We start from the raw sequence: 12,873 nt of genomic DNA, 5'->3' as shown, positions 1-12,873 counted from the left end.
ACAGCCTATTTGATCCCGGGGAGGCACTCCATTCTCCCCCAATTGGGGAGCGCCACCGGTGCTCCCCTTTTTTTGCTTAAATGAAAATATCATGGGTCCGTCGGAACTCAATAGGACAGCTTCGGATACCAGTCCGGCGCCCGACCTTCGGGCGTGCAATCGAGCACGGTCCAGAGCGGCATCAGATCGGGCGCGCCGCGCGGGTCCTCGCCGGGATCGGCCGTCACACCGCCCATCTCTCCGCTCCAGAAATGGCGGATGGTGCCGTCGCGCCGCGTGAAGACGTTGAAAGCCGCGTCGTCGCTGCCGTCTTTGCCGATGGCGTGATAGTCGCGGCTGTATTCATCCGTCGTGTCGGAATAAAGCGGCAGGTGATGCCAGCCGCGTTCCTTCTTGAAGGCGAGCAGCCGTTCGAGCGGCGAGCGGGCGACGACGGCAAGCCCGACGCGCTGCTGCATATCAGGTACCTCGCCGTCCCAGGCCGACAGCAGCGAGGTGCACATCGGGCACGGGCGCTCCCGCTCGGGGCCGAACATATAGCTGTAGACGACCAGCGTTTCCTTGTCGGCGAAGAGTTCGCTGAGCGAGATCGGCCCGCCGGCGCCTTCGAAGCGATAATCCTTCTTGACTTCGCCGCCCGGCGGCAGCGCCCGGCGCTGCCTCGCGACACGCTCGATGTGCCGGCGCAACTCGATCTCTTCAGCGAGCAGCGCGTCGCGGGCGCTACGATATTCCTCGGTCTCATTGGGAAACCGGACGCCATTCTTTGCCGCAAGCACGGCTGCAGGGACCAGATGCTGGTTATCCATGACATGTCCTCCTTCTGTTGCCGCGCGTCTCTGACGCGCCCAAGGACGCGCTGAAGCCGCAAGGGGAATTCTAGCACATCGTGGGCATGACGATCGGAGGATGCGAAAATCGACAAGGGCGACGGGAAAAATCCGCCTTTGAGGAGCAGCGGAACAGAAAAACTGCACAAGCGGCCGAGACGGCCGGCATGAAGAGCGTCATGCCGGCCGTTGGGGTTTACGCGGCGCGGGGCCGCGTCTCCGTCTTTCAGTGTTTGAGAACGACCTTCCCGGGAGCACCTGCCGCAACCGCATTCTGGGCAAGGCCGATCTGCTCCAGGGTGAAGGTGTGGGAAATCGGGATCGCCAGCTCACCGGTGGCGGCGGACGCCAGAATAGCGTCGAGAATGGCCGCGTCGGTGCGGTGGTAGAGTTCACGGACGATAACGCGGCCTGCGGCATTGGCGCCTTCCGGCACCGGAACGATGCTCGCTATGGTGCCACCGTCGCGGACATGACCGATGAGGTTGCCGGCCACCGGGCCGGCCGTGCTGATCGCATAGTCGAAGCTCGAGCTTGCGGCGGCAACCGTGATGTCGAGCGCTTCGCCAGCCAGCGCCCGGCCTTCGTTCAGCCGCTCGGGCCGGACGCCGGCAACCGGCTGGGCGCCGATCTGCTTGAGGTATTGAATGGCGGACCGTCCGACCGTGCCGAGGCCGCCGGAAACCAGAACCTGGTCGCCGGCCTTGACGCCGAGCGCTTCCACGGTCTGCCGGCCGGTAAGACCTGCCTTGACCAGCGAGGCGCCCTGCTCGAAGCCGAGGGCGGCGGGCAGCCTTGCGATGGATGTCGAGGGAACGACACCATACTCTGCATGGGCGCCTTTGCCGTTTGCGGCAAAATCGGCGACGACCCGCTCGCCGACCGCAAAACCGGTCACGCCTTCGCCGAGGGCCGAGATGGTGCCGGCGGCGTCACCGCCGAGCACGGCCGGCAGCGGAAGCGGGATATACTGGGCCATGAAGCCCTGGCGGAGAATGAGATCGAAAGGATTGACGGCGGATGCCTCGATCTTGATCAGGACTTCGCCCGGTCCGGGCTTCGGCACCGGAAGGTCCGCGATTTCGAACTGGTCGACATCACCGTAGGATTTGAGAAGTGCCGCTTTCATGGCGTCTCCAGAATTTCAGCGTTGCGTTGCGCCTATGCCCAACTGCCGCCCGGCAGCTGGGCATAGGCGATTTCCGGATGACGCCGTCTCAGGCCGTGGCGGGACGACGCGTGTTGTCGAGCGTCCAGGCTCCGCCGCCGGCAAAGGCGATGTAAAGGAAGATGAAGCAGAACAGGATGGCGCCTTCACCCATGTTCAGCGCCGGCCAGAAGCCATACGGCATGTGGCCCATGAAATAGGCGGCAGCCATTTCGCCCGAAGCGATGAATGCTGCGATGCGCGTTTGAAATCCGACGAGCATCAGAGCAGAGGTGATCACCTCGATTGCGCCTGCAACCAGCAGGAGGGCGGGCAGCGGATAGGGTACGCCTTGAATCGGACCCGGAAACTGCAGAAACTTCATGGTGGCATGTTCGAGGAAGAGCAGGGCCGCCATGATGCGCAGAAGTGCGAGGACGTATGGCGTCCATTTGCCGGTATTGATCATCGAGTTTCTCCAAAGAGGTTGATGGGAGGTCAGACGGCGGAGGCCGCCTTCTTCAGTTCCTGGTTTTCTTTCCAGAGCTTCATCGACATGGCGAAGACCCCATCGACATAGTTCCGGTAAACCGTCATGCCCGCCGGATCACGGCCGGCCTTCGCTGCGAAAAATGCAATGATATCGTCGGATTCGGTGACATAGCGGCCGGGCTCGAGCTGCGCCGAAGGAAAGCTCACTCTGTCGAGATGCGGCGAAAGCTCCGCCCGGATCTTCTCTTCCTGCTCGGTTCCAGGAACGAAGTCGCGGCTTTCCACGTCCGATGCCAGACCCGATTCCAGAAGGAAGAGGCGAACCTTGAGGCAGAAGGGGCAGTTTTCCTTGAGGTAGACGATCGGCTTGAAGGTTTCGCTGGTCATTGCGCATCTCCATGTGATCGAGGGGTCGAGGGCACGCGGCCGAAACGGAAGCTCGATGCGGTGAGCCCGCCGGCGAAGTCCTTCTGGTGATAGGTGGTGGCGCCGGCTTCGTTCTCGGCGGCGCCGACCACCACCATCAGCGGGATGAGATGGTCTTCGCGCGGATGCGCCGCCCGCGCAGCCGGCGCCTGCTGCCATTCGATCAGCCGCTCGGTGCGCTTGTCGCAGGCCGTGTGAACCAGCGTTTCCTGAAGCCAGGCGTCGAAGCGGCGGGACGGCTCATATCCGCCCGTGCCGCGCATGGCCGAAAGGTTGTGATAGCTGAGACCGCTGCCGATAATCAGGACGCCCTCGTCACGCAACGGCGCCAGTGCCCGGCCGACGCTGATGTGCAGCGCCGGATCGTAACCCGCATCCAGCGAAAGCTGCACGACGGGGATGCTCTCTTCCGGATAGAGCGGCTTCATGATGCTGAAAGTGCCGTGATCGTAACCGCGGGTCGGATCGAGCACCGCTTCGATGCCGCTCGCCCGCAGCAGATGCTGCACGTGGTTTGCGACATCGGGCGAACCGGGGGCATTGTAGGTGATGTGATAGAGGTGTTCGGGAAAGCCGTAATAATCGTAGACCATGCCCGGCTTGACGCCCGACGATATGGCAAAACCATCCTCTTCCCAGTGACCCGAGACCACGAGGATCGCCTTCGGCGCATCAACGAGTTCGGCGCGCATGTCGACCAGCGACTGTTCGAGCACATCGAAGTTGCGGCGGAATTCGCCCGTCATATAGGGCCAGGGGCCGCCGCCATGGCTGACGAAATAGGTCGGGAGTCTGGAATTTGTCACCGGAATTGTCCTTCGCATCATTGCCATGAGCATTGGGGGCGGCGCTTCGATGGAAAGATTTTGATTTTTTCTCTGCTATTGATCAATGTGGCGGATATTGAAGAACCATTTCCTGAATGTTGATGACCAATGGATACGTTGACGAGCCTGCGGGTGTTCTGCACCGTCGCCGAACTGAAAAGCTTCACCGCTGCCGCCGATCGCCTTGGCGTCTCACCGGCAATGGCGAGCAAGCATGTGATGCAGCTCGAGAACCGGCTGGGGACGCGGCTGCTCAACCGAACCAGCCGCCATGTCAGCCTGACGGAGACCGGGCGGCTTTATTTCAACCAGACCAGGGAGATGCTCGAACGGCTGGACGAGGTGGAAGACGCCATCGGCAATGTGACGGTGGCGCCCCGCGGTACCCTGAAATTGAGTGCGCCGGTTTGGGCGGCAACCGGCTATTTTACAGACATGCTGGCAGCCTATAACCGGCGCTACCCCGATGTCTGCCTTGACTTGGATCTCAGCGGCCGGCTGGTGAACCTGGTTGACGAAGGTTTCGATCTTGCGCTGCGGGCAACGTCGCAGGACCGGCTCGATCCGGGTCTCGTCGCCCGCCCGCTGACGAATGTGCAGTTTCGTCTCATGGCCTCGCCGGATTACCTCGCGCGAACCGGGCGGCCTCAAAACGTCGCCGAACTCAACGGCCACGCCCTGCTTCGCTACTCCGGCGTCAACCTCGGGGAAAGCATGTCGCTGGAAGGTCCTGACGGCCCACACAAGATCACCTTCCGCACCGTGATGCTCAGCGACAATGAGACAATTATGCATCTCACGGCCCTGCGCGGCATGGGCCTCGCCTTCCTGCCGGCATGGATGGCTGAGCAGGATATCGAAGCCGGCCGTCTGGAGATCGTGCTTCCGGCCATCATGCTCGGTTTCAACAGCACACTTTACGCCGTTTATCCGAGCCGCAAATATCTCTCCGCCAAGGTCCGCACCTTCATCGACTTTCTGACGGCGAGCACCCGGGAGATGGGATAATCCTGCTCAGCGAGAAAACGGCGGGATGAAAAAAATCCCACTTCGGAATCCCGAAATCCCCCCGCTTCGGGATTCCGAAATCCGACGCGTTTTCAGCGCCGTCGCCGCAGGAAAATATACAGCGATTTCAACGGCGCAGCCAATTTCGGGATTCCGAAGTGCTATATAGAGTATGGTGGGAGTTGATCCCCATCGCACCAGCATGAACCCAAGGCCGTTAGAGCCTTTCCTGGTTAGATTGAAGCATTCTGCCGGAGCAGGTTTTCGTCAGGGCAAAGGCGATTGGCGAAGGACATACCTCTTGGTACGTCCGAGCCGATCGCCTTTGATCCTGGCGGAAAAATGCCCGGCCCTTCGGGTTGGCTGAAACGGGCCGGCTGATCGACCGGCCGGCTTGGCCGTAGAGCTGGGCTACGACGCGCGCCGGCCGGTCGACCATCCGACTCCGTTTGAGCCACAGAATGCTTCAATCTAACCAGGAAAGACTCTAGTCCAGCCGATATCCGAAAAGCAAAAAGGGCGCTCGACCCTTGCGGGGAGCGCCCTTATCCTGTCGGACAGCGAACAGTTCGACGACGTCGATACCGCGCGCATCCATTTTTCAGGCAGGACCGCTATATGTGCCCTTTGCGTCGCGGTTTCAAGGGCCGATCTGCGTCATAGTTTTGCGATCTCTAAAAGGCGACACCGGTTACGGGGTTGACCACCGGCCGTTCGCTTTTGTCGCTCGCGCCAGCCGGCTGGACGGCCGGCGGTTCCATCGATACTGCATCGGCAGGTTCTGGCTTGTCGGGGACGGCGCTGACATCTTTGGGTCGCCGCTGCTCGGGCTTTACGTTTTCGTCATTCGTCGACATTGTCTGTCTCCTTTCAAGCAAGAAGTCACGGCCGCCGACATGGTTCCGCTGACGGAATGGAGGATTGCCGATGCTGGACCGGTTTCTGCTGCAAGGCCCGCACGATGCGCGCTTCACGATCCTGCTTGCGCATGGCGCTGGCGCGCCGATGGATTCGGCGTCGATGACGGGGGCGGCGGAGGCGCTTGCCGGCGTCGGTTTTCGCGTCGCCCGTTTCGAATTCGCCTATATGGCCGCCCGCCGCACCGGAGCCCGCAAGCCGCCGCCGCGGGCCGAAACGCTCAATCCTGAATATGAAGCAGCGATTGCCGAACTCGGCGTTGACGGCCCCTTGATCATCGGCGGCAAGTCGATGGGTGGCCGGGTTGCCAGCATGGTCGCCGACGATCTCCATGCCAGGGGAAAGGTCGCCGGCCTGCTCTGCCTCGGCTATCCCTTCCATCCGCCCGGCCAGCCGACGAAACTGCGCACCGCTCACCTCAAAGGGCTGACAGCGCCCGCGCTGATCTGCCAGGGGACCCGCGACGAATTCGGCACGCGCGACGAGGTGCCGCACTACGATCTCTCTGACCGGATCGAAATCCTCTGGCTCGAGGACGGCGACCATGATCTCAAGCCGCGCAAGACAATCTCCGGCTTCTCCGCTGCCGATCATCTCACCACGATGGCGAAAGCCGTCAAGGCTTGGGCCGAGCGCCTTTAGGCGGCCAGTCTCCTGACATCGATGCGACGGTCGGCAGCGAAAACGGTGATTTCGAAGTGATCGGCCTGAACCACGTCGCGAATGTTGCGCGGCCGGTGCGCCGCGATGTTGACGCCGCCTCTCAGCCGGACGCTGTCATAAAGGATGCCGGCGCCGCCGCTCGAACGCACCTCTTCGCCCAGCAGCTGCGACGCCGTATAGCTCTTGCCGTCATAGACATCGGGCCGCGATGTCTGTTCGCCGCGAATATCGAGATAGTCGCCGATCAGGGTGGCCGCGTAGCTTCGATAGGTGCGCACCATTGTCGTCACACCGCGGGCGACAGCCTCGCGCCGGAGATGATGGCCGACCTCGGCGGCGGCTGTGTTGAGATTGTCGGCGGCATACCAGGCGCCGAGATCGGGGCCGTTGAAGCGCATGCCACCGGGGGCGACGTGCAGGAAAGCCGCCATGACGATGCTGGCGTTCGCACTCCCGTAGACCCATTCATCTTCGGGAAGTCGGTGGATGCGGTCGGCGACGAGACGGTCGTTGGTCCAGCCGACGAGTTCCATCACGGCCTCGAGGTCAGCCGCCCGCGCGACCGTGTCGAAAAGCCCGATCGGCGGAAATTGCGACGGGATCAGCCGGTAGGAGGGACGCGGCGCCTCGGCAAAGCGCTCGCTCACCGGAAGACGACGTCCGCATCTTCGTAAGGCGTGAAGGCTTCGTCGAGCCTGTTCGGCGGCATGTAGACACCGCCGCGGGCGCCATCGAGGAAACGGCGCACGGTCATCAGCCCGTCCTGGGTTCCGTTGGTGACGATATCAAGCGGTGGATGGCCGCCGAACACCGGCGCCTGATGCGGCACGCGCAGCCAGGCGACGCCGGCGCGTTCGTCGGCAAACAGCACGCCGAGTGCCTGATGGATGCCGAGCACGGCGGAAATCCGGGTCAGCGTATCGACATCAAGCGTGAAGGCCCCGTGCTCGCGCGCCTGCTTGGCCCAGCTGTGATAGGTCGAGCGCGAGGGGTAACCGAGCACCAGCAGCCGCTGCTCTTCGCTTAAACCCCAGAGATCGGCGATCGCCAGGAAGGTTCGCAAGGCCGGTGCACTCAGCCTTTTGCGATTTGCCGGCGCAAACCTGTCGGTCTCAAGCCGCTGCGGCCCCTGGCCTTCCCGCTCCCTGCGTCGTGCATGCTGCATAACAGCCTCCTGTCTTGAAATAGACATAGTCCAAATCTGGGCAGGCGACAAGCAGATTTAAAGAGCTGAGTCGTTAGGAAACTTCCCTGGCCGCCTCGCGGATCGTCTGCATCAGGATCGATTGCGGCACCGAAGGCACGGCATCGGCGCGCATCGTCAGGCCGACCGGCCCCCTGGTCTCGCCGGTATCGACCGGCAGCAGCGCCAGCCGCCCGTCGGCGACGTCATCGGCCACCACGCCGTTGGAAATGATCCAGATCGCGTCGCTCGAGCGCAGGAAGGCGCGGCCGAAGGAATCCGAGACCGTTTCTATCTGGTTCGGCAGGCTGGAGACGCCGTTGGCGATGAGGAAATTTTCGACCACCGGCCGGATGATCGAGCCCCGCGTCGGCATCAGCACCGTGTACTCGCCGAAACCCGAGAAAGGCGATTGGCCGCCCTTGAGAAGCGGATGGCCGGCGCGCACGGCAAACACCACCTGCTCGGAATAAAGATGCTCGAAGGAAAAGCCCGCCATCTTCTCCGCCCCCGCCAGGCGGCCGACGACGATGTCGAGATCGCCGACGCGAAGCTGCTCCAGCAACACGGAGTTCTCGCCGGTGACGATCTTCACCCGGCTCCAGGTCTGTTCTTTGAGAAAGAGCTCCATCGCCCGCGGCATGATGCGCGACGACACCGTCGGCAGGGCGCCGATGCGGATCGGCGGCGCATCGGCGAACTGCTCCTGCGAGACGGAATCGAGACCCTGGCGCAAAGCCGTCAGCGCCGCCCCGGCATGCCGCAGAAAAACCTCGCCGTACCGGGTGATCTTGATGCCGCGGCCATCGCGCTCGAAGACGTCGACACCTAGCGCCTGCTCCAGCTCGCGGATCGTCTTCGTCACCGCCGGCTGGCTGACATGCAGCAATTCCGCCGCCTTCATAACGCTCTTCTGCCGCGCCACCTCGACAAAGGTCTGCAGATGGCGAAACTTGACGCGGCTGTCGATCATCGCTCGCATAACTCCAAGGTTATAGAAAGCCTGATAAATATCATTTTACTTAACCGGATCAACCGGTCAGTTTCATCTTTAGGAGTATGTGCCGTTGGATGGCCTCCTCCCACCCTCCGTCATCCTCGGGCTTGACCCGAGGATCCATGCCGCGGCTGCTTATGGGTGCCGCGTGGATGCTCGGGTCAAGCCCGAGCATGACGGAAGCGCCAAGGGCTGCCCCTCACCCTAACCCTCTCCCCGCAGGCGGGGCGAGGGGACGTGCCAAACGCAGCGTCGAGGTTTAGGGCGCGGCATATCTCCTTCTCCCCGCTGGCGGGGAGAAGGTGGCGGCAGCCGGATGAGGGGCCGCCCCGGCTGAATTGAGGAGATTGACGTGCAGTTCGCCCGCATAAACGACGTAACGATCCACTATCAGGTCATCGGCGCGCCTGCCGATCGGCCGGTGATCGTCTTCATCAATTCGCTCGGCACGGATTTCCGCATCTGGCGCGATGTCGTGGTGCGGCTGGCCGGGGACTACGCCATCGTACTCTACGACAAGCGCGGCCACGGGCTTTCCGATGTCGGCCAACTCCCCGCGTCGATCGAGGACCATGCGACCGATCTTGCCGGCCTGCTCGATCTGCTGTCGGTCAAGGACGCCGTCATCTGCGGCCTCTCCGTCGGCGGCCTCATCGCCCAGTCGCTCTATCAGCGCCGGCCGGATCTCGTCGGCGCGCTCATCCTCAGCGACACCGCCCATAAGATCGGCACATCGGAAAGCTGGAATGCCCGCATCGCCGCCGTCGAGAAAAACGGCATCGGCAGCATCGTCGACGCCATCATGGAGCGCTGGTTCACGCCTGCCTTCCGCCGGCCCGAGAACACCGCCTATTCAGGCTATTGCAACATGCTGACGCGCCAGCCGGTCGAGGGTTATATCGCCGCCTGCGAAGCGATCCGCGATGCCGATTTCACCGAAGCGGCGAAGAGCGTCGCTGTCCCGACGATCTGCATCGTCGGCGACCAGGACGGCTCGACGCCGCCCGATCTCGTGCTGGCGACCGCGAAGCTGATCCCGGGCGCCCGTTACGAGGTCATCCCGGACTGCGCCCACATCCCTTGTGTCGAGCAGCCGGAGGCGCTGACGGCGATCATCCGCGCCTTCCTCACATCTCTTCCGTCTGGAGAAACCAACCGATGAACGAGACCGCCTCCTCCGAGCGTTACCGGCAGGGCATGGCGACCCGCCGCGCCGTGCTCGGCGACGCCCATGTCGACCGCGCTGCGGCGGCTGCGACCGAGTTCGACCGCCCGTTCCAGGAGCTGATCACCGAAGCCGCCTGGGGTCATGTCTGGTCGCGGCCGGGGCTGAGCAAACGCGAGCGCTCGATCGTCACCATCGCGCTGCTGGCGGCGCTCGGCCAGGACGATGAGGTCGCCATGCATGTGCGCGCCACTGCCAATACGGGTGCGACCCGGGAGGATGTCTGCGAGGCGCTCCTGCATGTGGCGATCTATGCCGGCGTTCCCGCCGCCAATCATGCGATCAAGATCGCCAAACAGGCCTTTGAACAAATGGACGCCGAAAAGGCGGCCTGAGGGAGGAAAATGTCCGAATTACCGAACCGCAAGCCTGAGACCGGCGCCTTCTTCGCCCGCGACCGCGCCTGGCACGCGCCGGCGCTGACCCCCGGCTACAAAACCTCGGTGCTGCGCGCGCCGCAGCGCGCCCTGCTCTCGCTCGACGGCACGATCTCGGAAACGACAGGCCCGGTCTTCGGCCATTCGATGATCGGCGAACTCGACAACGACCTGATCCTGAATTATGCGCGGCCCGGCGAAAGCGCCATCGGCGAGCGCATCATCGTCCATGGACGGGTGCTCGACGAACGCGCCAAGCCGGTGGCCGGCGCGCTGGTCGAATTCTGGCAGGCCAATGCCGGCGGCCGCTATCGCCACAAGAAGGAATCCTATCTCGCGGCGATCGACCCGAATTTCGGCGGCTGCGGCCGCGCCGTCACCGACGAGGACGGCCGCTACCATTTCCGCACGGTGCGGCCCGGCGCCTATCCCTGGCCGAACGGCGTCAACGACTGGCGTCCGGCCCATATCCATTTCTCGATTTTCGGCCATGGCTTTGGCCAGCGGCTGATCACCCAGATGTATTTCGAGGGCGACCCGATGATCTGGAAATGTCCGATCGTCGGCACCATCCCCGACAAGGCGGCGATCGAACAGCTGATCGCGCCACTCGACTGGGGCAACACGATCCCGATGGATTCACGCGCCTATAAATTCGATATCGTGCTGCGCGGCCGCCGCTCGACAATGTTCGAAAACAGGCTGGAGGGCAATTGACCATGCAGCAGCTCGGCTACCTCAAGGAAACCCCGTCGCAGACGGCCGGGCCCTATGTCCATATCGGCCTGACGCCGAATTTCTGCGACATCACGGGCGTCTACGATGCCGATCTCGGCACCCAGATGGTCAACGACAAGACGCTCGGCGAACGCATCACCGTTACCGGCCGCATCCTCGACGGCGCCGGCGCGCTGGTGCGTGATGCCGTTATCGAGATCTGGCAGGCCGACAGCGCCGGCCTCTACAACAGCCCCTCGGAAATGCGCGGCACCGCCGATCCCAATTTCACCGGCTGGGGCCGCTGCCCGACCCGCAGCGAGGACGGCGTCTACAGCTTCGAAACCATCAAACCCGGCCGCGTCCCCTTCAAGGACGGCCGCAGACAAGCCCCGCACATCACCGTCTGGATCGTCGCCCGCGGCATCAATATAGGCCTGCATACGCGGATGTACTTCCCGGAGGAGACGGAGGCCAACGCCGCCGACCCGCTGCTTCTGCGCATCGAACATCGCGAGCGTGTTGCAACCATGGTCGCCGCCCGCGACGGTGCCACCTGCCAATTCGACATCCATCTGCAGGGTGCGAAAGAAACGGTGTTTTTGGATATTTGAGGGCTGGCCAGCGGCTTGTCCTTGAGGTTCAGTGCAAGGAGCCCCCTCACCCTGCCCTCTCCCCGAGGAGAGAGGGGAACAGTGCCATACGAGAGCAGCTGCCTATAAGCGCCGACACCGCCCCAAATCCCTTCTCCCCTCGGGAGAAGGTGGCGGCAGCCGGATGAGGGGGCTACCACCACAAACGAGCAGACCATGACCGCATCGCCCTTCGACCACCCCTTCCTCTCCGGCCTCGTCGGCGACGATGAAATCGCGCCCTATTTCTCCGCCGAGGCCGATATCCGCGCCATGCTCTCCTTCGAGGCCGCGCTGGCGAGGGCGGAAGCCGCCCATGGCCTGATCCCTGCGGAAGCGGCAAGAAAGATCACCGAAATCTGTGCCGGCTTTTCCCCGGATCTCGCCTGTCTTCGATCGGCAACGGCACGGGACGGAGTCGTCGTTCCCGAGCTCATCAAGCAGCTGCGCGCCGAGGCCGGCGAGGAGGCGGCAAAAAGCCTGCATCTCGGCGCCACCAGCCAGGATGTCATCGATACCAGCCTGATGATCCGGCTGAAGGCCGTGGTCTTCCTGTTCACCGGCCGGCTTTCCACGATTGCCGGAGCGCTCGATGGGCTCGACCGCCGGTTCGGCCGCAGCCGGCTGATGGGCCACACCCGCATGCAGGCGGCGATCCCGATCAGCGTCTCCGACCGTCTTGACGCATGGCGCGCACCGTTGGAGACCTATCGCGACCGCCTGACCGAGCAGAGTTTTCCCATTCAGTTCGGCGGCGCCGCCGGCACGCTGGATAGGCTCGGGCCGCAGGCGGCAGCCGTTCGCGCCGCGCTCGCCCAGGAACTCGGCTTGATCGACACCCGGCAATGGCAGAGCCGGCGTCTGCCGATCGCCGATATCGCCGGCCTATTTGCATCGATCTCCGGCAGCCTCGGCAAGATCGGCCAGGATATCGCCCTGCTGGCCCAGGCCGGCCAAGAGATCGAAATCGCAGGCGGCGGCACCTCGTCGGCAATGGCCCACAAGCAGAACCCGGTCGCCGCCGAAACCCTGGTCGCGCTCGCCCGTTTCAACGCGACGGCGCTGTCGGGCATCCACCAATCCCTCGTCCACGAACAGGAACGCTCGGGTGCTGCCTGGACGCTCGAATGGCTGCTGCTGCCGCAAATGGCGATGGCAACCGCCGCTTCGCTGCGGCTGGCGGAGGAATTGGTGGGGAATATCAGGCGGCTTGGAGCGGCCTAAAGCGCGCCACGATCTTTCAGATTGGCTACCTGCGCTTTTGCCTCAGCCGAAACAAGGCACGCTTCATCGAAGGTGCGCATCGTTTCCTTGTCGGCTGTGCCGGCGACGTGCATGGCTTCGACCGAACTGTGGATCGCCTCGAAAGCATCGCTTTTGAATTTACGCTTCGTCTTCATCATCTGCCTCCGCGAGCGCCGCGTCATTGCA

17 protein-coding genes are annotated in these 12,873 nt (G+C 63.3%); 7 read left to right on the top strand and 10 right to left on the bottom strand.

What is annotated here, in order from left to right; genetic code table 11:
• Nucleotides 1–107: 107 nt before the first annotated feature.
• The 5 genes from AMK05_RS28050 to AMK05_RS28030 all read right to left on the bottom strand — a co-directional run bounded on the left by AMK05_RS28050 (nucleotide 108) and on the right by AMK05_RS28030 (nucleotide 3,701).
• The gene (locus AMK05_RS28050; protein ID WP_064843080.1) at nucleotides 108–809 is read right to left on the bottom strand and encodes a DUF899 family protein; all 702 of its coding nucleotides are present in this window, start codon (nucleotides 807–809) and stop codon (nucleotides 108–110) included.
• 247 nt (nucleotides 810–1,056) lie between these two features.
• Nucleotides 1,057–1,959 (bottom strand): NADP-dependent oxidoreductase, encoded by a 903-nt coding sequence (locus AMK05_RS28045; RefSeq protein ID WP_064843078.1) that lies wholly within the window; start codon nucleotides 1,957–1,959, stop codon nucleotides 1,057–1,059.
• Nucleotides 1,960–2,047: 88 nt separating this feature from the next.
• Nucleotides 2,048–2,446, bottom strand: a complete 399-nt coding sequence (locus AMK05_RS28040; protein ID WP_049733018.1) for a DoxX family protein — start codon at nucleotides 2,444–2,446, stop codon at nucleotides 2,048–2,050.
• Nucleotides 2,447–2,475: 29 nt separating this feature from the next.
• Nucleotides 2,476–2,856: a glutathione S-transferase N-terminal domain-containing protein gene (locus AMK05_RS28035; RefSeq protein ID WP_064843076.1), complete on the bottom strand. Its 381-nt coding sequence runs from the start codon at nucleotides 2,854–2,856 to the stop codon at nucleotides 2,476–2,478.
• Entirely contained in the window at nucleotides 2,853–3,701 is an 849-nt protein-coding gene (locus AMK05_RS28030; protein ID WP_145924777.1) for a DODA-type extradiol aromatic ring-opening family dioxygenase, read from the bottom strand. The genes AMK05_RS28035 and AMK05_RS28030 overlap by 4 nt, the downstream gene beginning before the upstream one ends.
• A 129-nt stretch (nucleotides 3,702–3,830) precedes the next feature.
• Here AMK05_RS28030 and AMK05_RS28025 point away from each other — a divergent pair, with 129 nt between their 5' ends.
• Nucleotides 3,831–4,730, top strand: coding sequence for a LysR family transcriptional regulator (locus tag AMK05_RS28025; RefSeq protein ID WP_064843072.1), 900 nt, complete (start codon nucleotides 3,831–3,833; stop codon nucleotides 4,728–4,730).
• A 674-nt stretch (nucleotides 4,731–5,404) separates the two neighbouring features.
• Here the strand turns inward: AMK05_RS28025 and AMK05_RS28020 are convergent.
• Nucleotides 5,405–5,587 carry a hypothetical protein gene (locus tag AMK05_RS28020; protein WP_064843069.1) on the bottom strand — a complete coding sequence of 61 codons (183 nt, stop codon included), beginning with the start codon at nucleotides 5,585–5,587 and terminating at the stop codon, nucleotides 5,405–5,407.
• 70 nt (nucleotides 5,588–5,657) lie between these two features.
• Between AMK05_RS28020 and AMK05_RS28015 the strand changes: the two genes are divergently transcribed.
• Nucleotides 5,658–6,290: an alpha/beta hydrolase family protein gene (locus AMK05_RS28015; protein WP_064843067.1), complete on the top strand. Its 633-nt coding sequence runs from the start codon at nucleotides 5,658–5,660 to the stop codon at nucleotides 6,288–6,290.
• Here the strand turns inward: AMK05_RS28015 and AMK05_RS28010 are convergent.
• The 3 genes from AMK05_RS28010 to pcaQ all read right to left on the bottom strand — a co-directional run bounded on the left by AMK05_RS28010 (nucleotide 6,287) and on the right by pcaQ (nucleotide 8,467).
• A complete protein-coding gene (locus AMK05_RS28010) occupies nucleotides 6,287–6,958 on the bottom strand; it encodes an RES family NAD+ phosphorylase (RefSeq protein ID WP_064843066.1) in 672 nt (223 codons plus the stop codon). The genes AMK05_RS28015 and AMK05_RS28010 overlap by 4 nt on opposite strands.
• Nucleotides 6,955–7,476, bottom strand: a complete 522-nt coding sequence (locus AMK05_RS28005; RefSeq protein WP_064843064.1) for an MbcA/ParS/Xre antitoxin family protein — start codon at nucleotides 7,474–7,476, stop codon at nucleotides 6,955–6,957. The genes AMK05_RS28010 and AMK05_RS28005 overlap by 4 nt, the downstream gene beginning before the upstream one ends.
• A gap of 73 nt (nucleotides 7,477–7,549) precedes the next feature.
• Nucleotides 7,550–8,467 carry a pca operon transcription factor PcaQ gene (gene pcaQ, locus AMK05_RS28000; protein ID WP_064843061.1) on the bottom strand — a complete coding sequence of 306 codons (918 nt, stop codon included), beginning with the start codon at nucleotides 8,465–8,467 and terminating at the stop codon, nucleotides 7,550–7,552.
• A gap of 376 nt (nucleotides 8,468–8,843) precedes the next feature.
• On the opposite strand from pcaQ, the gene pcaD reads away from it, so the two are divergent.
• The 5 genes from pcaD to AMK05_RS27975 all read left to right on the top strand — a co-directional run bounded on the left by pcaD (nucleotide 8,844) and on the right by AMK05_RS27975 (nucleotide 12,666).
• Nucleotides 8,844–9,653, top strand: a complete 810-nt coding sequence (gene pcaD, locus AMK05_RS27995; RefSeq protein WP_064843058.1) for a 3-oxoadipate enol-lactonase — start codon at nucleotides 8,844–8,846, stop codon at nucleotides 9,651–9,653.
• Complete coding sequence (pcaC, locus tag AMK05_RS27990) at nucleotides 9,650–10,051, top strand: 4-carboxymuconolactone decarboxylase (RefSeq protein WP_064843055.1); 402 nt, start codon at nucleotides 9,650–9,652, stop codon at nucleotides 10,049–10,051. The genes pcaD and pcaC overlap by 4 nt, the downstream gene beginning before the upstream one ends.
• Before the next feature lie 9 nt (nucleotides 10,052–10,060).
• Complete coding sequence (gene pcaH, locus AMK05_RS27985) at nucleotides 10,061–10,810, top strand: protocatechuate 3,4-dioxygenase subunit beta (protein ID WP_064843053.1); 750 nt, start codon at nucleotides 10,061–10,063, stop codon at nucleotides 10,808–10,810.
• Between the two features lie 2 nt (nucleotides 10,811–10,812).
• On the top strand, nucleotides 10,813–11,424 hold the full coding sequence (gene pcaG, locus AMK05_RS27980; protein WP_064843050.1) for a protocatechuate 3,4-dioxygenase subunit alpha: 612 nt from the start codon (nucleotides 10,813–10,815) through the stop codon (nucleotides 11,422–11,424).
• Between the two features lie 195 nt (nucleotides 11,425–11,619).
• On the top strand, nucleotides 11,620–12,666 hold the full coding sequence (locus AMK05_RS27975) for a 3-carboxy-cis,cis-muconate cycloisomerase (RefSeq protein WP_064843048.1): 1,047 nt from the start codon (nucleotides 11,620–11,622) through the stop codon (nucleotides 12,664–12,666).
• Here AMK05_RS27975 and AMK05_RS27970 read toward each other — a convergent pair.
• On the bottom strand, nucleotides 12,663–12,845 hold the full coding sequence (locus tag AMK05_RS27970; protein WP_237352278.1) for a hypothetical protein: 183 nt from the start codon (nucleotides 12,843–12,845) through the stop codon (nucleotides 12,663–12,665). The two genes, AMK05_RS27975 and AMK05_RS27970, sit on opposite strands and share 4 nt — an antisense overlap.
• Nucleotides 12,846–12,873: the final 28 nt, after the last annotated feature.

Origin of the sequence: Rhizobium sp. N324, assembly GCF_001664485.1 — a bacterium.
In the GTDB taxonomy this organism is placed as follows: Bacteria; Pseudomonadota; Alphaproteobacteria; order Rhizobiales; family Rhizobiaceae; genus Rhizobium.
The sequence above is the reverse complement of the archived record's forward strand: the minus strand, read 5'-3'. Positions and strand labels throughout refer to the sequence as shown.